We start from the raw sequence: 18,906 nt of genomic DNA, 5'->3' as shown, positions 1-18,906 counted from the left end.
GAATCCGCGCGGTGTCAGCCGCGCCGCTCTCCGTCCGGCCGTTTCCGCCATCCGCTCTCGACGCGCGTGACAATCCCATCCAGCTCCAGGAGCCCGAGGAGGGCACCGATCCTCTCGGGAGCGAGCCCCGATCTTCGGGACAGCTCGAGAACGGGTCGTGCGGAGCGACTGCTCAGGGCGTCGAGCACCCGAGACCGATCCGGGTCCGTGGCTCCGCCAACGGTCGTCCCGGGTGCGGCGTCACCCCACAACTCGCGTATCTCGGCGGTGGTCGTGACGCATCTCGCGTCGTATTCACGAAGAAGCCGATGACAGCCGGCCGACGATGCGGAGGTCACAGGCCCAGGCACCGCACCGAGCGGCCGTCCGAGCGCAGCCGCGTGTCCTGCGGTGTTCAGTGAACCGCTCCGCCACCCTGCCTCCACCACGACCGTCGCGTCGCCGAGAGCGGCGATGAGTCTGTTGCGCGAGAGGAATCGCCACTTCGTCGGCGCGGTGCCGCAGGGCACTTCGCTCACCACGGCTCCGGTCTCCACGATTCTCCGCAGCAGCTGCTGATGGCCTTGGGGATACGCGCGATCGACTCCCCCGGCGAGGAAGGCCACGGTCTTGCCGCTCACGCCGAGGGCGGCCCGATGGGCTGCCCCGTCGATGCCGTACGCTCCGCCGGATACGACGACCGTTCCGCTGGCTGCGAGCTCGCCGGCGAAGTCACCGGCGAGCATCTCTCCATAACCGCTGGCCGCCCTCGCGCCGACGATCGCGACTCGGCTCGGAGCCGTGAGCAGCGCCGGGTCTCCGCGAACCCAGAGCACTGTCGGCGCATGCACCCCAAGGTCGTCGAGAGATCTCGGCCAGAGGTCGTCCCCCGGCAGAAGCAGCCGAGCGCCGACCTCGGCTGCTGCACGGATCGCATCGAGAACGCTGCGCGCATCCGCGCGGACCATCCACCTGGCTCGTCCCTCGGCGAGAGCCCGTTCACTGACCTCCGAACTCGCCACGGCCCCTCCGCCGATCGCCAGCCCCAGTGATGCCACTGCGCCCCGCTCCGCGATGAGCGCTCCGGCGACTCCGTCCCCCGGCTCGGTGAGGACTGACCACGACACTCGCGCCAGCGCCTCGTCCAGGTCATCGACCGGTCGCACCTGTCGCAGCGATCGTCGCACCGCCGCATCGCCTCTGAAAGACTCGATCACGATAGGTATCCCCTCTTCAAGAACAGTGCCCGTCCTATTTCTTCCCGGCCTGGACTGTCGACCTCTGCGAGGTCCGCCATGGTCCAAGCCAGCCGCAGAACCCTGTCATAGCCGCGAAGAGTGAGAGCTCCCCGCTCGAGAGCCCTATCCAGTGGCGCCCTTGCCTCTGCGGCGATCCGCAGATCGAGTTGCCTCAATCGGGCGCCCGGAACGTCGCTGTTGCGGACCCACGGTGTCCCCCGCCACCGCGAGACCGCCCGCTCACGCGCCTGCATGACTCTCGCTCGAGCTCGCTCGCTCGTCACCTCCGTACGGTCGCCGATCATGGCCCGAGCAGCAGACACGCGCGAGACATGCAGCTCGATATCGACCCGGTCGCGAAGCGGACCGGAGAGTCTGGTCGAGTATCTCCGGATCGCCAACGACGGACATGTGCATTCCGCACCGCGCACCCCGTAATTGCCGCACGGGCACGGATTGAGCGCCATGACCAGTTGGAAGCGTGCGGGGAACTGTGCGGTGACGCCCGATCGACTCACCTCGATGACGCCGGACTCGAGCGGCTGCCGCAGTGCGTCGAGCGCCACTCTCGAGAATTCCGCTGCTTCGTCAAGTAACGTCTAATATTCCCGCTTCTAAATCGCTCCGGAGAGAACATGCCTCGCATGCGCCGCGCCGTCATCTACCAGCGCATCAGCCGCACCAAGGACACGAGTGTCGCACTCAAGCGACAAGAGGCCGCTTTGAGGGAGCTCGCGGACCGCGAGGGCTGGGAGGTCGTCACTGTAATCGAGGACGACGGGGTCTCCGGCACCGTCAAGCGCCCAAACGCTGAGCGCGCCCTCTCCCTTCTCCGCTCCGGCGAGGCGGACACCCTCCTCGTCTGGGCCTTCGACCGATGGGCACGGTCCGGACTCCCCGCCGTCGCGGCGCTCATCGAGACCCTCAACGCTCGTCCTGGCCTCCTCTTCATCGCGCACAACAGCGGTCTCCGCTCTGACCAGAGCACCTGGCGCATGGTCGCCGGAGTCCTCGCCGAGGTCGCCGCCATGGAGGCAGAGAACACACGAGATCGAATCCGTGCGGCCCGCGCCTTCCACCTCCGACAGACCGAGCCCGAAAATCAACGGTTCTTAGGAGCCCGCGCTCCGTTCGGCTATCGCCCCATCAAGTCGCCACACGGACCAGGAAAGGTGCTCGTCCCCGACCACTACGAGGCTGAAATCGCCCGCCAGGTCGCCGACAAGCTCATCGCAGGGACGACTCTCGGCGATGCGACCAAGTGGCTCGCAGAGAACAGCGTCCCGACCCCTCAAAGCGAAGCGCGACGACGGCGACAAAACGGCGTCGACATCGATGCCCCCAACTTTGACGAACCGGAGACGGTGAAGACGGGGAAAGGCCGCGAGCAAGCCTTCCGAGGCGCATGGCGGGCCACGACCGTTCGCAACCTCTGGCGCTCGGAGACGCTCATCGGACGCACGACGCGGGCTGAGCCGATCCTCGGGCCTGAAGGCGACCCCGTGCTCGACGAGAACGGCAAGCCCAAGATGACCGACGGCGTCGTCCGCGATGCGTCAGGTCTGCCTATTACCCGCTGGGAGCCGATCCTCGACGCCGACACGTTTACACGGCTCCAGGCACGATTCAAGGCTCCGGGGCGCGAACAGCCGCGCCGTATGGTCTCCTGGCTGACCGGCGTGCTCCACTGCCAAGAATGCGGACGCCGCCTCTACGCCCACCGCCGGGACCGGGACGATAGGGACGCCAGCTACTTCCGATGCGCCGGGGTATCCGACGTCCTGACCCCCTGCCCGGCTCCGGCGCGCATCTCCTTCGCCCGCGTCGAGGAGTACGTGGAGTCACACTTCCTCGGCGTCGCCGGGGGCTGGCCGGAGCTCGAGCGGCGGGAGTTCCTGGAGTCCGCAGACGTCACCCAACGCGTCGAGGACATCAAGCGCGCCATCGACGACATCACTGCTGCACTGGGCCGTGACGACGCCGATGAGGCACTCCTCCTCCCCCAGCTACGCGAGCTCAAGAGGGAGCGCTCCACGCTGACCGCGCTCCCCTCACGTCTGAGGGTCGCAATGGTGCCGACGGGGCGCACCCTCCGCGATATCTGGGACGACACCGCCAACGACCTCCGCGCGCGCCGCGACGTGCTCTCTGACGTCGTCAGGTGGGTCGCCGTCGCACGCGCCGACACCCCAGGTACGCCGACGCCGCTGGACCGGGATCACATCTTCATCCAGTGGGACCCCGAGCGAGTGCCGACGCACGATCTGGATCTCCTCGACGAGTCGTCGCTGGCGACGCCGGAGGCACCGAGTCGTCTGAGGATCAAGCTCTAGGTGCGCCGGGCTGAGCCCGATGGGGCAAGAAATGCCGCCCGAAGTGACGGAGTGACGATTCACTTCGTCACTCCCTATTCCCCCCTCGAGAGCTCTCTCTCTTCTACAAGTAATAAGGAGTGACGAACTTTTCCGTCACTCCGTCATCCCCGAGCGTCGCCGCGCCCTCCTCGCCTGACAACTCCCTGTGAGCTCAAGAGCCCAGCGCCATCGATCCCGCGTGATTCCGAGCCTCGGCGTGAGCGCACAGGCGGTCTTCTCAAGTGAACCCCCATGGTGTTCTATGCCCTCGCCGGTCTTGGCCGACGGGGCCTTTTGCTTGCCCTCTAGCCGTTCGAACGGCTGACCCGCGCCGCCGAAAGGGACGCCCTATGCCACACCTCGTCAAGTGCGCCCAGTGCGCTAAGGCCACCGAGCTCGCTCGGGAAGGCCGCTTCTGCTCCACCGCGTGCCGCACCCGCTATCACCGCGAGACGGCCATCTCGCAGCGCGAACGTCTGGCTACCGCCGTCAACGACGCCATCCTCTCCGGCGACCTCTCGGCGCTGAGGACAGTCGCCCACACCGCTCGCCTCCTCGCCGTCCAACGGCAAACATCACCGCCGCTCCAAGCGGTCTCCTAGTCGTCAAGACGCGCTCAGCGCGCAGTCCGCATCGCCTCCCCGGGGTCGCTCCCCACGAGGCACGACGCACCCCGAGCTCGTCGCGCCGCCGCGCAAGGTCAACGCGGCTAGGCGACGCTCTCCGGGCCCATCTCGGCCCGCCACCGCCCGACGCCCACGGGCGCACTTCTAGCGCGTCTGGACGGCACCGAGCACCCCCGACGTGCGCCGCAAGGTCGACGTGCGTCACACCCGCAAGGCGGGCTCCCCACTCACCGCGCCATCCCGGCGCATCACTCCACAGGAGAGCCTCATGGCTTACAACACCTACACCCCGGAACAGGCCGGAGAGGTCGCCCTCGCGGCGATCAGTACGAGCCTGGACCTCGCCCGCCACGTCCGCCGCTACACCGAGGCGGACTTCGCCCCGGGCACGGGCGGCAAGGCGTACCTCCGCATCCCGTCGGCGCTCACCGCCCGCGCGCGGAGCCTCCGCGACACGTCCACCGCCGTCGTCTTCGACGAGCTCATCGAGCGCCGCACTTCGGTCGACCTCTCGACCAACCTCGTGAGCGCGGTCAAGATCGGCGACGCCGAGCTTCGTCTCGACATCACCGACTTCACCAAGCAGGTCCTCCGCCCTCAGGGCGAGAGCATCGCCGACGGTATCGACAACGCGCTCGCCGCTCTGCTCTCGGGCATCACGGCCAGCACCGACCCGACCGGCTACGACGCCGCGAAGCCCACCGACCTCTTCGTGAAGGGCCGCCGAGCGCTCCGCGCCAAGGGCGTCGACGTCGCCAACTCCGACCTCGTCGCCTTCGTCGGCGGCGCGGTCATCGACGACCTCCTCCTCTCCGGCGCGCTGGACTTCGCCAAGACCGGCGACGCCAACGCTCTCCGCTCCGGCTCTGCCGGTCGCATCGCGGGCTTCGAGGTCGCCGAAACGTCACGCGGCATCGAGGACGACGAGATCGTCTTTACGACCCGCACGGGTCTCTACGTCGCCACGGTCGCCCCTGAGGTGCCCAACGGCGTCGCGTTCGGCACCGTCACAGCCAAGGACGGGCTCTCGGTCCGATACCTCCGCGACTACGACGCGACACACCTGACCGAGCGCTCCGTCGCCTCGGTCTTCGTCGGAACGGGCATCAGCCCGCTCTACGACGTCGAGCGCGACTACGACACCCACGCCGCGACGGTTACCCCCGTCGACGGCGGCGCGGTCGTCAAGGTGTCGACCTCGGCGTAACCCCGACGCTACGGCGTCACCGCGAGGCCCCAGCGTTTACACGACGCCGGGGCCTCGCTCCCCCTCCCAACTCTTCTCAGATCGGAACCCCATGCCTCGCAGGACCAACAGGAACGAGGCGGCATTTACACAAGCCGCGATCCAGCACGACCTCCGCCAGCGCCGGGACGAATCACCGATCCCATCCGCTCCCGCCCCCTCTGAACGCGCACCGCGCGGCCTCCGAATCCCAGGCAACCGCGCGAGCCACAAGTCGCCCCGCGCCCGATTCCTCGCCCTCGTCCGCGACCACGACCACGACATCCTCCACGTCTTCGACGCCGTCACCGACGACGCCCTTGTCGACTTCGGGCAGGGCATGGCCTACGAGGCCATCCGAGGCGAGTACACCGCCGCCAGCGGCCTCGCCCGCAACATCTGGCGCATCCCCGACGACGCCATCGAGCTCGTCACCTCCGCCGCTCTCACAGCTTTCTACCCGCACGCTGGCCAAATCGTTCTCGCCCGCCCGTCGGACGCCACCGTCCGCGAGCTCTCCCGAGTCCTCGCCGAGCATGGCCTCCGGCTATCCCGCCGCGACTAACCCCAGCCTCTGACTCCTGGCGGCGCTCACAGAGCGACCGCCAGCCCCTCCTCATCGCTCGCATTATGACCGGCGCGCCGATGAACTCGCGTCGGCGTTCTCCTTTCCACCGCCCCGAGTGCACCCCGCGAGTAAGAACCGCGTGGGGTGAGCATCCGTACACCCTTGGTACGGTCACGCGGGATGAGCGCTCAGCGGGCCTTATCGCCCCGCGTGGAGCGCGACGGGGACATCGTCGTCATTCCCGACCGCCGCTCGCTTCCGTCTCCTTGAGCGAGCGGCGGGCCTCAACCGCTCTCCTCGCGCGCGTTTAGACCCCTCGGGCGTCCGCTTCAGCGGCGTCATGCCCAGCCGACACCTCGCGATACACGGCGAACCACGTCTGCGCCGCCGCGCGTACGTCCTCCCAGGACTCCCCGATGACCAAATCGGGCAAGTACGCGAATGGGCGGAAGTCCGCCGTGCCCGTCTCATGCCAGTCGATCAACTGATCAGACGCGCGCCCCACGAATCGCCGTTCCAGGTCTCCGTCGTCCCCGTGCTCTGAAGTCATCGCGTGCACCCGACGGGCGAACTCACGAGCGTCAGCATCGCCCGAGGACGTGAGGCACATTCGTAACTTGGCCATCGCGGCGTTCGACCGCGCGGCGGGCTCTCTGTAGTCGCGGGAAGTGTGCGACTCGTCGGCGTGCACATTCGCAAGCTCGACCGTTGCGGCGGTCCACTCGACGATGGCCTCTCCCCGCGCCGTCTTCGCGACAGCCCCGGCGTCGGCCTTCCGGCGCTTGGCGTCAACGATCAGCGGGCCGACCACGCCCGCGAGCGCTCCGATCAGAGCCCCGAGGAGGGCGCTCACGGCGCTAACCCACGGCGTCAGGTCAAATACGACCGCATCTTGCGCGGCGGCGGCCAGAGTGAAACTCATGCGCCGATGCTAACGCGCGCGGCTATTTCTACGTGCAAAGCAGAGTTCCCCTAGGGCTGGATGACCCGCCGAACTCGGGTCCTCCGGCACGATCACACGGAGCACTCAGTCAGTGATCTCATGCCAGTACTGGCCAGAGGCGTCGTGGGGCGTGTATCCAGATGCGCGTAGGAGCGTTGCGGCCTCTGCCACGTTCAACGTGAATACCCGTGTCACATCAGTCATCGCCCAGCTAGGGTGCGCCTTGACCCACTGCGTCAACTCAAGGTGCGGCTGAGTGTGCGTCCCAACGATCAGCCATCGTCTCGCTTCTGCCCGCTGACTCCGGTAAAGCGCGGCCCCCAAGGCGCCATGTCCCTGACGCAAGAGGTCCCAGATGCCGACCACAGTGAGCCCTGCGCCGACCCACTCGGACAACGTGTCCATCAGGCCGCCGCCGCCACGTCCAACGCGGCTTACGGTGATCTCCTCGCCTCCGGCGAACGTGTGAACCTGACGCATCGTGACTCCGCGGTCGATAGGGGCGAAGGTCCACGCTTCGGTGCCGGGGACTCTCACGTCGACGTGCCCGGCATGCGACTCCTCCGACGGAATACGCGCCAGAATCACGTCCGCGAACAAATCGTCAGCCTCACCGACGAGCTCTACGTCCTGAGCGCGATTCTCCCCGACTGCACTGGACCAAGAGACGAACTTGACGCGAATAGTCACCATGTCAGGACTCTACTGTCAACGCCCCTGGGGGCCCTCTCCCCTACCCCCGTCCACGTCTCCCCGGAGAGGCATAGCCTCGCCCTGTTTTTGCGCATAGCTCTCCGTTTTGCCCGCTCGTCGCGCCGCCCGAAAGGCGGCCGCCATGGCAAAATCCGCGCAAACCCGCGCCGGAAGCGCCCGAAGCGTACCCGCCAAACGGGCTTTCCCGGACGTCGTCAGCGCGTATCCAGCCCTCGAAAAGGCCAAGCTAACGGCCCTCTACGCCACATCTCCTCACCATCGACCTCCTGACTCTCGTCGCCGGCGAGTCAGACCAGGACTACGCCGACCGAGCCGCGAAACTCACCGAGGCCATCGTCAGCGCTCGGGGCGGCGACGTTTCAGCGCCCGATCCCTATCGGACCTCCTGAATGCTTGTGCCGTGGGCGCCCGATCACGACGAGAATCCCGCAGTCTGGCGGCTCGCGACCTCAGCGTAGATCTCCTCATCGGCACCTTCGCCTCCCATAGCCGTCAGTGCTTCGATGATTGACTCGCGCCATGAGGACGTACTCCGACGAGAGCCGCGTCTCCCGGGCACGGAGTCCGCTCCACTATCGCGAACTGGGCTCCAAGTCTCCGAGACGCACCGAGCCGCGACGCCGCACTCTAGATTGGTAAGACGCTAGAGGGGGCGATCATGATCAAGAGCGACAACCCGATTCAGGAAGCATCCGAGGACAGACTGAACCGCGAAGATCCGGCTTCACGGTTCGTCGATCATGTCCTGTCTCTCGATGATTCAGAGGGCCTGGTTGTGGGCGTCCTCGGCCCCTGGGGGACTGGGAAGTCTTCATTCCTCAACCTCACGCGTCCACACTTTAAAGCAGCAGACGCCGTCGTCATTGACTTCAATCCGTGGATGTTCAGCGGCGCAGACCAACTCGTGACGTCGTTCTTCGCGGAGCTTTCTGAGCAGCTCAAAGTACGCTCAGGTCTTGCAGACATCGGCGAAGCTATCGGCGAGTACGGCGGCGCCCTGGAGGGTTTGGGATGGCTGCCGATTCTGGGACCGTGGATCGAACGCGGACGAGGGTTGAGCAAGCTGATCAGCGCTGCATCTAAGAAGAACGCCGGAAGCGTAGACGCCCGAAGAAACAAGATCATTGCGAAACTGAAGTCGGCACCGAGCCCGATCATCGTGATCCTCGATGACATCGATCGCCTCAGCACACAGGAAATCCGCGACTTGTTCAAGCTCGTGCGGCTCACAGCCAGTTTCCCCAAGATCACTTATCTCGTGTCATTCGACCGACAACGGGTCGAGCTCGCACTGTCTGAGGGTCCCGTCCATGGGCGTGATTACCTCGAGAAGATCCTGCAAGTGGCAGTGGACCTGCCGGTGATTCAGCAACAGACGCTTCGAATCGAGACTCTGACTCTTCTGGAAGAAGCCACAAGCGGAGTCGACTGGGTTGATGAAGAAGACCAGGCCGCGTGGCTTGATGCCTTCGCTGACCTTGTCGCCCCGCTGATTAGGCATATGCGCGATGTGCGCCGGTACACCCTGGCGGTGAGTGGCTCCCTCCGACCTTTCCGGGGGCGGATCGCAGTCTCAGATCTGCTCGCCCTTGAAGCCGTGCGAACGTTCATGCCAGACGTTTTTGCATGTCTACCCGCCGCAGCGTCAGCGCTCACCTCAGTGAGCGGCTCGGTACTCGGCCTGCAGAGCGACGAAGGGAAAGCCCAGATAGACACACTTCTCGCCGCGGCGGGCGACCGTCGTGACATCGCGGAGAACATGATTCGCCGACTCTTTCCGGCTGGGATGCGCCATATCTCGAACATGCACTACGACTCCGCATCGTCGCAGGTCTGGAGGAAGCACAAGCGCGTAGCGCATAAGGATCATCTGAGCTTCTATCTCGAACACCTCGAGGGTGACGCTCTTCTCGCTTTCAATCACGCCGAGACCGCCGCAAATCTGATGACCAACGAGCAAGAGTTTTCGCGCTACATGGATGCTCTCACGCCGCAGATCCGTCTTGAGGTTCTAGCGGGCCTCCTTGACCAGTCGGAGTCGTTCTCGGCGCAGCATGTGGAGGCCTCCGTGCCCTACCTCCTGAACACTCTTCGTACGCTTCCGACCTCTAGACCCGGGGTCTTCCCGACATCGTCTGAGTTCTTTGTGGACTTGCTCGTCACCAGATTGCTCGAGACCATCGAGGACCCGGCGGATCTTGAGCAAGCAGTCGTCGACCTACTGCCGAAGGTCGACTGGCACGGCGGTCGTTACCTCCTGCTGGTCATTGTTAGCCGAACTCCCCGTGATTCCGAAAGCATGCTCTCGGCGAAGGCCGCAGCGCCCATTCAGCACGGCTGGCTCCAACAGATCCGCACCGACGATCCGGCTGTTCTGGCCACGGAGCCGCGCCTACTTCGGACTATTGGAGCCGCGCGATACGACGTCGAGGGCAAAGTCGAGTGGGAGATACCGTGGCACCCAGACCTTACGTTGGCGCTCCTCAAGGGCGGCGTCGTTGAAGGCACGGAAGAAACCGATGGAAGTCGCGCAACGAAGAAGATCCGCCGCCTCCGAGGAGACGATCTCCGCCGCCTCTTCGGCACAGACGAGTCGCTTGCAGAGCGTGTTGATTCGGTTCGGGACACGCTTGCAATCCAGGATCCAGACCTGCTTGACCTGTTCGATAGGCACCGTGACGGTGACGACGACGGCGTCGACTTCTGAGGAAGAACGCGCGATTCAGGAAGTGGGAACGAGTGGCGGTTGCCGCACGCGGAGTTATGGCCACGGAGTTGAACCACATCGGGCGTCGACTTGCGCCGCGAGCTCTCTATCCATCGCCTCGACAAGCTTCCCCAAGAACTTCCTCCAGCGCTCAACAGTCGGCTTTCTCAGGGGCTCGGTCGTCTTCCCCTTGTGAACTATGTCCCCGCGGACGTCGTTGATCAGCTTCGCTAGCTCGGGAACGATACTTCCCCGCTTCTGCCCCTTCCACCCGAGGCCCTCGACAAAGTCCTCGAGGCCGAACGCGAAGTGTATGAGTCCGTCGACCTGCCCTGGACCCGCGTTGTTGAGTTCACGGACCTGCTGCTCAACAAGTGATCTCGCCGTGTTGACCCATCCCGGGCCAGCAAGCGTCCACGGGTCCCTCTTGCCTTTGGCTTCAACCGCAGTCCTCACGCCGCCTACGAGCAACGAGTGATCATGAGCGATGACGCCGAGCACATGCTCAAAAGCCTGCATGATTGCGAGTTCGACGTAGTTCTCCCAAGCGGTGGCCATCAGCACAACTGCGGACCTTAGTATCGGGCCGTTGTCACCTTTTGGCCGCCCGACGGTGCCTGTCGATGAGTGTTGTCCCAACAGGTTCGCGACGTCCAGATCCAGTTCCGCGAATGTCTTGATGGCTCGTGATGGCATGTCCCCTCCGGCGTTCGGTACGTATCTGAAGCTAGACCATCGACATCGGAGCCCAACGATACATCGCTGTCTGAACGCGAACACGGCTGAGATTAGGCGTTACTAGCTTCGTCGAGGAAGAGCACACCTCGGTGCGCGCGAGAGATGGCGCCAGGACGAACAGACCTCGTGCCGCCTCCGACGAGCGCCGCAACCGAGGCGCTGTGGTGAGGCGACTCCATCGGCGGCGTGGCGTCGAGAGCTCGCACAGCGTCGCCGGTGAGTGAGCGGATCGAGGCCACTTCGAGAGCCTCGTCGTCGGAGAGACTCGGAAGTATGCCGGGGAGTCGCCGCGCGAGCATAGTCTTGCCTGCGCCTGGCGGGCCGCTGAGCAGCATGTGATGGCCTCCTGCTGCCGCGACGATCAGAGCCTCGACCGCCTCGTCCTGGCCGACGACGTCCGCGAGGTCCAGCCTCTCGCGATGCTCCGGCGCGAGTGTCGCCGAGGCGACCGGATCGGCATCGAGCACGTCGATCTCTGCGCCGTGCCAGACGGCGACCTGCGAGAGGCTCGCTGCTGCGCGAACCTCGATTCCGGGCACCAGCCTCGCCTCCGCCTCGTTGCCCCACGGCACGATCACGGTGTCGAACCCCGCACGCGCAGCGGCGAAGACGGACGGGAGCACCCCGGGCACGGGACGGAGCCGGCCGTCGAGTCCGAGTTCGCCGAGATGCACCGTTCCCGCGATGGACCGCGTCGACAGCGCTCCCCCTGCCGCGAGAGCGGCGACGGCGATGCTCAGGTCGAAACCGGCTCCCTGCTTGGGGAGGCTGGCGGGCGAGAGGTTGACCGTGAGCCGGCGGCGCGGAAGATCGAGTTGCGTGTTCTTGCAGGCGTTGTGAACCCGCTGAACCGCCTCGCCGAGCGCTTTGTCCGGCAGGCCGATGATCTTGAAGTCGGGGGTCTGGTTCGAGATGTCGGCTTCGACCTCGACCATGTGCCCGTCGACCCCGGTGAGCGCGACCGCCCACGTGCGGGCCGTCTTCACGACACGTCCACGAGATGTTCGAGGGTGCTGTGCTGCGGGTCGGCTCCGATGATCCCGATCGCCTCGATCCGGATCACGAGGCCGACCGCCTTTTCGGGATGGTCGGCCGCCCACGCATGAGCCAATTGCCACAGTCGTCGGATCTTGCGGGAATCCACGGCCTCGAACGGGTGTCCGTGGGAGATCGTCCGTCGTGTCTTGACCTCGACGATGGCGAGGTGGTGACCGCGACAGGCGACGATGTCGATCTCGCCCTGCGCACATCGCCAGTTGCGGTCGAGGACCACATATCCGATGCCGGTCAGATACCGAACCGCATGTTCTTCGCCGGATCTACCGAGCTCGTCTTTCGCTGCCATGAAGACAGCCTGTCGATCGGGATCGACGACCGCGCTTCAGGAGTGGGGACGTTGCGGAGTGCGGGGACAGCCCATCAGAAAGCCGGACTGTGCAGAAGTGGTCACTCCCCGTCGAGCGACAGCTCCTGGGGCAGCTCGAACTCGCGGCGCTGAAGCTCTTCGACGTTGACGTCCTTGAACGTCAGCACGCGCACAGCCTTCACGAAGCGGTCGGCACGATAGATGTCCCACACCCAGACGTCACTCATCGAGATCTCGAAGTAGAAGTCGTGCTCGGTGTCACGACGCACGACGTTCACCTCGTTGGCGAGGTAGAACCGGCGTTCCGTCTCGACAACGTACTGGAACTGCGCGACGACATCGCGGTATTCGCGGAACAGCGCCAGCTCGAGCTCGCGGTCGTAGTCGTCGAAGGCTTCCTCATCCATGATCACTCCATCCTAGAGTCGGCGACGCGTCGATGCCGCACGCAGGCTCAGAACAGAGTCGGGACATCCGCGATCGCCCAGGATGATCGGTGGTGTGGAGAAAGCCCGAGGCTGCGGATCGCATCGCGATGCTCGAGGCTCGCGTATCCCTTGTTCCGGTCCCACTGGTACGCGGGGTGACCCTCGTGGAGCTCCGCCATGTAGGTGTCCCTCGCCACTTTCGCGATCACCGATGCCGCCGAGACCGATGCGCAGTCGCGGTCGCCCTTGACGACCGGTCGCACCCGTAGAGGCACCGGATGCACCCGCGAGACATAGTCGTGGTTGCCGTCGAGGAGCACCAGAGCCCCCTCGAGGCGAACTCCCGAATCGACGACGCTCTGCACGGCGCGGGACGCCGCAAGACCGAGCGCTCGCATGATGCCCACCTCGTCGACCTCGGCCGCGCTGGCCCAACCGACTCCAGAAGCCTGCACCCATGCCGCGGCTCGCGCAGCGACATCGGGCCGACGCCGCTCGGTGACCAGCTTCGAATCCCGAAGCCCTTCGGGAACGCGGCGGCGCGCCCCTGCCGCATCCATCACGGCAGCTCCGACCGCCACCGGCCCGGCAAGCGCACCGCGTCCGACCTCATCGAGGGAGATGATCAGATCGCACTCGCTCAGCAGCCTGCGCTCCAGAGTGAGCTTCGGAGCGACGACGGTCATTCCGGATCCGGGACGCCGTTGAAGCTGTCATGGTGGCCGTCGATCGTGCCCAGACGGTCGAAGGGCCACGTGGTGAAGAACGCCTTGCCCACGACGTTCTCGATCGGGACGAAGCCGCCGCTCGGAAGATCCTGATGCGCCCGCGAGTCGCGCGAGCGATCGCGGTTGTCTCCGAGGAGCCACAGCGACCCATCCGGCACGACCACGTCGAACGGATCGTTCGACGCTGCAGTGTCGCCGTCTGGCAGGTTGAGGTAGCTGAGCTCGTCGATGGGCGCTCCGTTGACCGTGATCTGTCCGAGCGCGTTGCAGCAGACGACGTGGTCACCTGGGAGACCGATCACACGCTTGACGAGGTGATCCTGCGAATCCGTGGCCGAGATCCCGACGACGTTGAGCATCCAGTCGAAAGCCTCGACGAGAGGCGGCTGCGCAGGAGTCTGCGGCTGGCCGTCGAGCCACCCGCCCGGGTCCTTGAAGACCACGACGTCGCCGCGTTCGTAGGCGGTCCACCGCGGCGTCAGCTCGTCCACGAGGATCCGATCGTTGACCAGGAGAGTTCGTTCCATCGACGCGGACGGGATGTAGAAGGAGCGGACGATGAAGGTCTTGACGACGAAGGAGACGAGCGCCGCGATGACGACGATCACGAGGACGTCGCGCAGGAACACGAGGAACCCACGACGCCGCTTCGTCGGTCGAGCGGACGCGGCGGCGGAGTCAGTCGTCATGGGGATTCCTTCACAGTCTCGCACCGCACGGAGACGGCAGTATCAAGGGTCGCACACCCCGGGGAGAACACAGCACCCCGGGACATCGTGTCCCGGGGTGCTGTGGAGAGCCTGCGCGTCAGTTGTCGCGCTTCTCCTTGATCTTGGCCTTCTTGCCCCGCAGCTGACGGAGGTAGTAGAGCTTCGCGCGACGCACGTCACCGCGGGTGACGACCTCGATGTGGTCGATCACCGGGGAGTGCACCGGGAACGTACGCTCGACGCCCACCTGGAAGCTGATCTTGCGAACGGTGAAGGTCTCACGCACGCCGTCGCCCTGGCGGCCGATGACGACGCCCTTGAAGACCTGGATACGCGAGCGGGTGCCCTCGGTGATGTTCACGTGCACGTTGACCGTGTCACCGGGGTGGAAGACGGGAACGTCTGAACGCAGGGATGCTGCGTCGACGGCGTCGAGGATCTGCATGATCGTCTCTCTCTGCACTCGCCTCAGGTCGGTTGCATGCTGTAAGTAGGAATAAGAAGAAGTGTGTGCTGAACGGCGCCGAAGCGTCCGTGGGCTCCCCTGAGGCAGAACCGGTCACGGCACAAACACTCATTCTGCCATGGATGCCGCACACGGCCAAAACGTCGCGTGCGCTGCCGTCACTCCGGCGAGTCCTTCTCCCGGATGACGAAGACCTCTCGCACGCGGGTCTCCGGCGCGGGCTCGTCGACGCCGGGAACGGTGGACCACGAGATGGTCTCGCGGATCCGTGCTCCGCTTCCCTTCGCCTCGTTCCACAGCTGCCAGAGCTGCAGCCAGACCAGACCGATGCCGACGACGACGGCGGCGGCGAGAAGCCAGCCGAATGCGCCGTCGATGAAGCATCCGACAGCGATGGTCAGTCCGTGCCAGAGCGTGAAACCGCCGACATCCCACCACGAGACGGCCCTCTCGACCCGCACCGACGGGCGAGACCGAGTCAGGAGCGTGAGAAGAAGCTGGCCGACGAACACGGAGGGGACCGCGATGAAGAGGACCCAGAGGATGGCCCAACCGCCTTGGAAGACGCCCCACCCCACGAGCAACCAGAGCGGCAGGAGGAACGCTGCCGGAATGAGCCACCGGAAGAACGCCTGACGCAACCACATGTCACAAATCGTACGACGGCGTGCGGCCGATGATCCAGGTGTTCGCTCTGAGCACGCGGCCTCGAGGCGGACGCCCGTCACCCGGAGATCGGGGAGAATGGAGAGGACGAGAGGACACCCGATGATCGAACTGCGCACCCCTGCCGAGATCGACGAGATGCGCGCCGCCGGTCGCTTCGTGGCCGAGACCCTGGCAACCCTGCGCGACGAGACGAAGGTCGGCACGAACCTGCTGTCGATCGATCGCCGAGCGCACGACATGATCCGCAAGGCCGGAGCGGAGTCCTGCTACATCGACTACCACCCGTCCTTCGGCGCCAGTCCCTTCGGCAAGGTGATCTGCACCTCGATCAACGACGCTGTACTGCACGGCCTCCCCCACGACTACACGCTGCGAGACGGCGACCTGGTGTCGCTCGATTTCGCCGTCTCCGTCGACGGATGGGTGGCCGACTCCGCGGTGTCCTTCGTCGTCGGCACTCCCCGCGACGAGGACCTCCGCATCATCGAGACGACAGAGCGCGCTCTCGCTGCGGCCATCGACGCTGCCGTGGTCGGCAACCGGATCGGTGACATCTCAGCCGCCATCGCCGCGATCTCACACGGCGAGGGGTATTCGATCAACACCGACTTCGGCGGTCACGGTGTCGGACGCATCATGCACGGCGACCCCCACGTCCCCAACCACGGCCGCGCGGGACGTGGATTCCCGTTGCGCGAGGGCCTGGTGTTCGCGCTGGAACCGTGGCTGCTCGAGACCACGGACGAACTCGTGACCGATCCCGACGGATGGACCCTGCGGAGTGTGGACGGTTCCAGGGGCGCGCATTCCGAGCACACCGTGGCCGTGACGGCCGATGGCCCGGTCGTCCTCACCGACAGGTCATTCCTCGGCGTTCGCTGACCCGCGGGGCTCAGCCGGCGGCAGCGCGCGTTCCCACGTGGCGACCGGACCCTCGAGAACGTGGAACGCCGGATGCGGTTCGGGCACCGAGACGGCGGACCAGAGTCCGAGCACGTCGGGATTGCGCTCCGCGAGCTTCGCGCTGAGATGCGACCATTCCAGCGCGAGCTGGCCGGTGGTCACGGAGAGGATCGACTCACCTCTCGCGTCCGGTCGATCGATTCGCGATCGGTCGAAGGTATAGCTGCGCACGTCCGCCTCGACGGCGACGCCCCGAAGGTACGCGCCGATGGCATCGAGCGGGTCGGGATAGGCACGGAACCGCTCCAGCTGGGGGTGACCGGTGTAGCCACGGGTTCGCCCGGCGAGCACCGCTTGAGCGAGCAGCGCCTCCCGCCAGCAGGCCACCAGACCCTGGCGATCGAGGTACTGCGGGTGCAGTGACCAGATCCTCATGCGCGCCGATAGACGAACACGTCGGTGATGATCGGCAACTCGAGCTGTTCGCGCCCGCGTGTGTCCGGGTCCCCGTCGAGCTCCGCTTCGATGGCGGTCGACATCACCGAACGGGCATGGTCGTCGGCCACGAGGAAGGTGCTCACCGTCGACCAGCGACGGAGGTATGCCTCGCGGCTGATCTGCTCCGTCCAGTGGATCGATTCGCTCGTCACGAACGTGAATCCGGGGAGCTCCGCCGCGGCGGTGCTGGTCGTTCCGTCCGTGTCAGCGACCGCGGGGTGCGCGATACGGTGCGCTGCTCGATCCCACGAACTCGACGGATCCGAGTGGTTCCAGACCAGCCCGAGAGTTCCGCCCGGCGTGAGGATGCGCGAGATCTCCGCACAGGCCGACTCCCGATCGAACCAATGGAACGCCTGCGCGACGGCGACGACATCCGCCGTGCCGTCCGGCAACGGAATCCGCTCGGCACTGCCGATGAGGCCTTCCACATCCGGAAGCTTGGCTCGCAGAACCGACAGCATCTGCTCGGAAGGCTCGACAGCGATCACGCGTTCCGCTCGGGCCGACAGCAGTTCCGTGAATTTCCCGGTGCCCGCGCCGAGGTCCAGCGCAGTCCCGATGCGCTGTGGTGCGATGAGCTCGACCGCCTCCACGGGGAATCCGGGACGGTAGCGGTCGTAATCCGCCCCGATCGTCTCGAACGACTTCGCCAGCACCTCATCGACCATGGTGCGACGCTATCAGCCGCCGATTCCGCCGGGTACGGAGGCGACGCGGCTATGCCATCCTGAGTCCATGATTCCGGAGGATCGGCATGTGCCAGAACACCTGTTCCTGGTGCGGCACGGGCAGACCTGCTGGAACCTCGATCATCGGCTGCACGGACAACTCGACTCGCCTCTGACCGAGGACGGCATCCTTCAGGCGCAGAGCGTCGCCGCGCGCCTCGTCGACCGAGGCATCACCACCGTGTGCTCCAGCCCGCTCGGCCGCGCGCTCCGGACCGCGGTCATCGTCGCCGATCGGATCGGCGCAGATCTCGTGGAGGTACCGGAGCTCGCCGAGCTCCATCACGGTGAGATGGCCGGCCTGACCTGGTCCGAGATCGATGAACGATTCCCCACCGCCCGCGAGGACCGGGCTGAGAACCGATATGGTTGGGCATTTCCCGGAGGTGAGAGCTACGCCCAGGCGAAGGGACGTGCCCGCCGGGCACTGTCGGTGTGCGGGTGGGCTTCGTCCGGGATCCCGCTGCTGGTGAGTCACGAGATGATCGGTCGGCTGTTGCGTGCGGAGCTCCGGGGCCTGGCCCCCGCATCCGCGCTCTCACTGCGGCACCCTCAGGGCGTGGTGTTCGAGATCGACTCGGGGATCGAACGGATCGTCTAGCGGTCGTCGTCCGGCAGCAGATCCGGGCGCCGACGTCGCGTCCGTTCGATCTGCTGATCCCGCCGCCAGGAAGCGATCACGCCGTGATTGCCGCTCAGCAGCACGTCCGGCACCGGTCGCTCTCGCCACACCGACGGCTTCGTGTAAGACGGGTACTCGAGGAGTCCGTCCTCGTGAGACTCCTCGACGAGGCTCGCCGGATTTCCCACGACACCGGGGATCAGGCGACCGATGGCCTCGATCATCGCCATCGTCGCCACTTCCCCGCCGTTGAGGACGTAATCGCCGAGACTGATGAGCCGCACCTCGCCGAGCGATGAGGCGTATTCGAACACCCGCTCGTCGATCCCCTCGTATCGACCGCATCCGAAGATGAGGTGGTCGCGAGTGCTGAGATCGCGTGCGGTGGCCTGCGTGAAGACCTCGCCTGCGGGCGAGGGGAAGATGATCGTGGGCCGACTGCCCTCTTCGGACGGAGCAGATGATGCCAGCTCGTCGAGCGCGAGCCCCCAGGGCTCCGGCTTCATCACCATCCCCGCCCCGCCCCCGTAGGGGGTGTCGTCCACGGTGCGGTGACGATCAGACGTCCACTCGCGGAGGTCTCGGACACGCAGGTCGAGGATGCCGGTACTCTGCGCCTTCCCGAGCAGGGAGAGCGTCAGACCGTCGAAGTACGACGGGAAGATCGAGAGGACGTCGATGCGCACTGGCGGG

20 protein-coding genes and 1 pseudogene are annotated in these 18,906 nt (G+C 65.9%); 6 read left to right on the top strand and 15 right to left on the bottom strand.

Features of this window, described 5'->3' with window-relative positions; genetic code table 11:
* Positions 1-14: 14 nt before the first annotated feature.
* Together dprA and SOM10_RS17930 are read right to left on the bottom strand one after the other, a co-directional pair.
* Positions 15-1,196, bottom strand: coding sequence for a DNA-processing protein DprA (gene dprA, locus SOM10_RS02175; RefSeq protein WP_414683561.1), 1,182 nt, complete (start codon positions 1,194-1,196; stop codon positions 15-17).
* A pseudogene (locus SOM10_RS17930) lies at positions 1,193-1,801 on the bottom strand (ATP-binding protein); the annotation flags it as partial. The pseudogene SOM10_RS17930 and the gene dprA, both read right to left, overlap by 4 nt.
* A gap of 51 nt (positions 1,802-1,852) precedes the next feature.
* On the opposite strand from SOM10_RS17930, the gene SOM10_RS02160 reads away from it, so the two are divergent.
* From SOM10_RS02160 to SOM10_RS02150, 3 genes are all read left to right on the top strand, one after another.
* Complete coding sequence (locus SOM10_RS02160; RefSeq protein WP_320488196.1) at positions 1,853-3,550, top strand: recombinase family protein; 1,698 nt, start codon at positions 1,853-1,855, stop codon at positions 3,548-3,550.
* 915 nt (positions 3,551-4,465) lie between these two features.
* Positions 4,466-5,404, top strand: coding sequence for a P22 phage major capsid protein family protein (locus SOM10_RS02155; protein ID WP_320488195.1), 939 nt, complete (start codon positions 4,466-4,468; stop codon positions 5,402-5,404).
* A gap of 91 nt (positions 5,405-5,495) precedes the next feature.
* Positions 5,496-5,987 (top strand): hypothetical protein, encoded by a 492-nt coding sequence (locus tag SOM10_RS02150; protein ID WP_320488194.1) that lies wholly within the window; start codon positions 5,496-5,498, stop codon positions 5,985-5,987.
* Positions 5,988-6,297: 310 nt separating this feature from the next.
* Here the strand turns inward: SOM10_RS02150 and SOM10_RS02145 are convergent, their stop codons facing one another.
* Together SOM10_RS02145 and SOM10_RS02140 are read right to left on the bottom strand one after the other, a co-directional pair.
* Positions 6,298-6,912 (bottom strand): hypothetical protein, encoded by a 615-nt coding sequence (locus SOM10_RS02145; RefSeq protein ID WP_320488193.1) that lies wholly within the window; start codon positions 6,910-6,912, stop codon positions 6,298-6,300.
* 105 nt (positions 6,913-7,017) lie between these two features.
* Positions 7,018-7,626, bottom strand: a complete 609-nt coding sequence (locus tag SOM10_RS02140; protein WP_320488191.1) for a hypothetical protein — start codon at positions 7,624-7,626, stop codon at positions 7,018-7,020.
* A gap of 679 nt (positions 7,627-8,305) precedes the next feature.
* Here SOM10_RS02140 and SOM10_RS02135 point away from each other — a divergent pair.
* Positions 8,306-10,354, top strand: a complete 2,049-nt coding sequence (locus SOM10_RS02135; RefSeq protein WP_320488189.1) for a KAP family P-loop NTPase fold protein — start codon at positions 8,306-8,308, stop codon at positions 10,352-10,354.
* Between the two features lie 54 nt (positions 10,355-10,408).
* Here SOM10_RS02135 and SOM10_RS02130 read toward each other — a convergent pair whose 3' ends face one another.
* From SOM10_RS02130 to SOM10_RS02095, 8 genes are all read right to left on the bottom strand, one after another.
* Positions 10,409-11,050 (bottom strand): hypothetical protein, encoded by a 642-nt coding sequence (locus tag SOM10_RS02130; protein WP_320488188.1) that lies wholly within the window; start codon positions 11,048-11,050, stop codon positions 10,409-10,411.
* A gap of 92 nt (positions 11,051-11,142) precedes the next feature.
* Positions 11,143-12,078, bottom strand: a complete 936-nt coding sequence (locus SOM10_RS02125) for a YifB family Mg chelatase-like AAA ATPase (protein WP_320488186.1) — start codon at positions 12,076-12,078, stop codon at positions 11,143-11,145.
* Entirely contained in the window at positions 12,075-12,437 is a 363-nt protein-coding gene (locus SOM10_RS02120; protein ID WP_053095956.1) for a YraN family protein, read from the bottom strand. The genes SOM10_RS02125 and SOM10_RS02120 overlap by 4 nt, the downstream gene beginning before the upstream one ends.
* 101 nt (positions 12,438-12,538) lie before the next feature.
* On the bottom strand, positions 12,539-12,865 hold the full coding sequence (locus tag SOM10_RS02115) for a DUF2469 family protein (protein WP_042541663.1): 327 nt from the start codon (positions 12,863-12,865) through the stop codon (positions 12,539-12,541).
* Between the two features lie 47 nt (positions 12,866-12,912).
* A complete protein-coding gene (locus SOM10_RS02110; RefSeq protein ID WP_320488181.1) occupies positions 12,913-13,572 on the bottom strand; it encodes a ribonuclease HII in 660 nt (219 codons plus the stop codon).
* Entirely contained in the window at positions 13,569-14,303 is a 735-nt protein-coding gene (gene lepB / locus SOM10_RS02105) for a signal peptidase I (protein WP_053095952.1), read from the bottom strand. The genes SOM10_RS02110 and lepB overlap by 4 nt, the downstream gene beginning before the upstream one ends.
* 118 nt (positions 14,304-14,421) lie before the next feature.
* Positions 14,422-14,769, bottom strand: a complete 348-nt coding sequence (gene rplS / locus SOM10_RS02100) for a 50S ribosomal protein L19 (protein WP_053099097.1) — start codon at positions 14,767-14,769, stop codon at positions 14,422-14,424.
* A gap of 179 nt (positions 14,770-14,948) precedes the next feature.
* The gene (locus SOM10_RS02095) at positions 14,949-15,437 is read right to left on the bottom strand and encodes an MFS transporter permease (protein WP_072591208.1); all 489 of its coding nucleotides are present in this window, start codon (positions 15,435-15,437) and stop codon (positions 14,949-14,951) included.
* Positions 15,438-15,558: 121 nt separating this feature from the next.
* Here SOM10_RS02095 and map point away from each other — a divergent pair, with 121 nt between their 5' ends.
* Complete coding sequence (map, locus tag SOM10_RS02090; protein ID WP_320488178.1) at positions 15,559-16,341, top strand: type I methionyl aminopeptidase; 783 nt, start codon at positions 15,559-15,561, stop codon at positions 16,339-16,341.
* Here the strand turns inward: map and SOM10_RS02085 are convergent.
* Positions 16,321-16,797 carry a pyrimidine dimer DNA glycosylase/endonuclease V gene (locus SOM10_RS02085; RefSeq protein WP_320488177.1) on the bottom strand — a complete coding sequence of 159 codons (477 nt, stop codon included), beginning with the start codon at positions 16,795-16,797 and terminating at the stop codon, positions 16,321-16,323. The genes map and SOM10_RS02085 overlap by 21 nt on opposite strands.
* The gene (locus tag SOM10_RS02080) at positions 16,794-17,531 is read right to left on the bottom strand and encodes a class I SAM-dependent methyltransferase (protein ID WP_320488176.1); all 738 of its coding nucleotides are present in this window, start codon (positions 17,529-17,531) and stop codon (positions 16,794-16,796) included. The genes SOM10_RS02085 and SOM10_RS02080 overlap by 4 nt, the downstream gene beginning before the upstream one ends.
* Positions 17,532-17,619: 88 nt before the next feature.
* Between SOM10_RS02080 and SOM10_RS02075 the strand changes: the two genes are divergently transcribed.
* Positions 17,620-18,192: a histidine phosphatase family protein gene (locus SOM10_RS02075; protein WP_320488174.1), complete on the top strand. Its 573-nt coding sequence runs from the start codon at positions 17,620-17,622 to the stop codon at positions 18,190-18,192.
* On the opposite strand, the gene trmD is transcribed toward SOM10_RS02075, so the two are convergent.
* Positions 18,189-18,899 carry a tRNA (guanosine(37)-N1)-methyltransferase TrmD gene (trmD, locus tag SOM10_RS02070; protein WP_053095944.1) on the bottom strand — a complete coding sequence of 237 codons (711 nt, stop codon included), beginning with the start codon at positions 18,897-18,899 and terminating at the stop codon, positions 18,189-18,191. The two genes, SOM10_RS02075 and trmD, sit on opposite strands and share 4 nt — an antisense overlap.
* Positions 18,900-18,906: the final 7 nt, after the last annotated feature.

Source organism: Microbacterium sp. CFBP9023 (assembly GCF_034045055.1).
Taxonomy (GTDB): Bacteria; Actinomycetota; Actinomycetes; order Actinomycetales; family Microbacteriaceae; genus Microbacterium.
This window is presented reverse-complemented; position numbering and strand designations above follow the sequence as displayed.

Coding starts and splice junctions, on each gene's coding strand:
- rplS (WP_053099097.1), bottom strand. CDS start 14,769: ATGCAGATCCTCGACGCCGTCGACGCAGCATCCCTGCGTTCAGACGTT.
- SOM10_RS02150 (WP_320488194.1), top strand. CDS start 5,496: ATGCCTCGCAGGACCAACAGGAACGAGGCGGCATTTACACAAGCCGCG.
- map (WP_320488178.1), top strand. CDS start 15,559: ATGATCGAACTGCGCACCCCTGCCGAGATCGACGAGATGCGCGCCGCC.
- SOM10_RS02115 (WP_042541663.1), bottom strand. CDS start 12,865: ATGGATGAGGAAGCCTTCGACGACTACGACCGCGAGCTCGAGCTGGCG.
- SOM10_RS02120 (WP_053095956.1), bottom strand. CDS start 12,437: ATGGCAGCGAAAGACGAGCTCGGTAGATCCGGCGAAGAACATGCGGTT.
- lepB (WP_053095952.1), bottom strand. CDS start 14,303: ATGACGACTGACTCCGCCGCCGCGTCCGCTCGACCGACGAAGCGGCGT.
- SOM10_RS02110 (WP_320488181.1), bottom strand. CDS start 13,572: ATGACCGTCGTCGCTCCGAAGCTCACTCTGGAGCGCAGGCTGCTGAGC.
- SOM10_RS02155 (WP_320488195.1), top strand. CDS start 4,466: ATGGCTTACAACACCTACACCCCGGAACAGGCCGGAGAGGTCGCCCTC.
- SOM10_RS02140 (WP_320488191.1), bottom strand. CDS start 7,626: ATGGTGACTATTCGCGTCAAGTTCGTCTCTTGGTCCAGTGCAGTCGGG.
- SOM10_RS02135 (WP_320488189.1), top strand. CDS start 8,306: ATGATCAAGAGCGACAACCCGATTCAGGAAGCATCCGAGGACAGACTG.
- SOM10_RS02095 (WP_072591208.1), bottom strand. CDS start 15,437: ATGTGGTTGCGTCAGGCGTTCTTCCGGTGGCTCATTCCGGCAGCGTTC.
- SOM10_RS02160 (WP_320488196.1), top strand. CDS start 1,853: ATGCCTCGCATGCGCCGCGCCGTCATCTACCAGCGCATCAGCCGCACC.
- SOM10_RS02130 (WP_320488188.1), bottom strand. CDS start 11,050: ATGCCATCACGAGCCATCAAGACATTCGCGGAACTGGATCTGGACGTC.
- SOM10_RS02080 (WP_320488176.1), bottom strand. CDS start 17,531: ATGGTCGATGAGGTGCTGGCGAAGTCGTTCGAGACGATCGGGGCGGAT.
- SOM10_RS02145 (WP_320488193.1), bottom strand. CDS start 6,912: ATGAGTTTCACTCTGGCCGCCGCCGCGCAAGATGCGGTCGTATTTGAC.
- SOM10_RS02085 (WP_320488177.1), bottom strand. CDS start 16,797: ATGAGGATCTGGTCACTGCACCCGCAGTACCTCGATCGCCAGGGTCTG.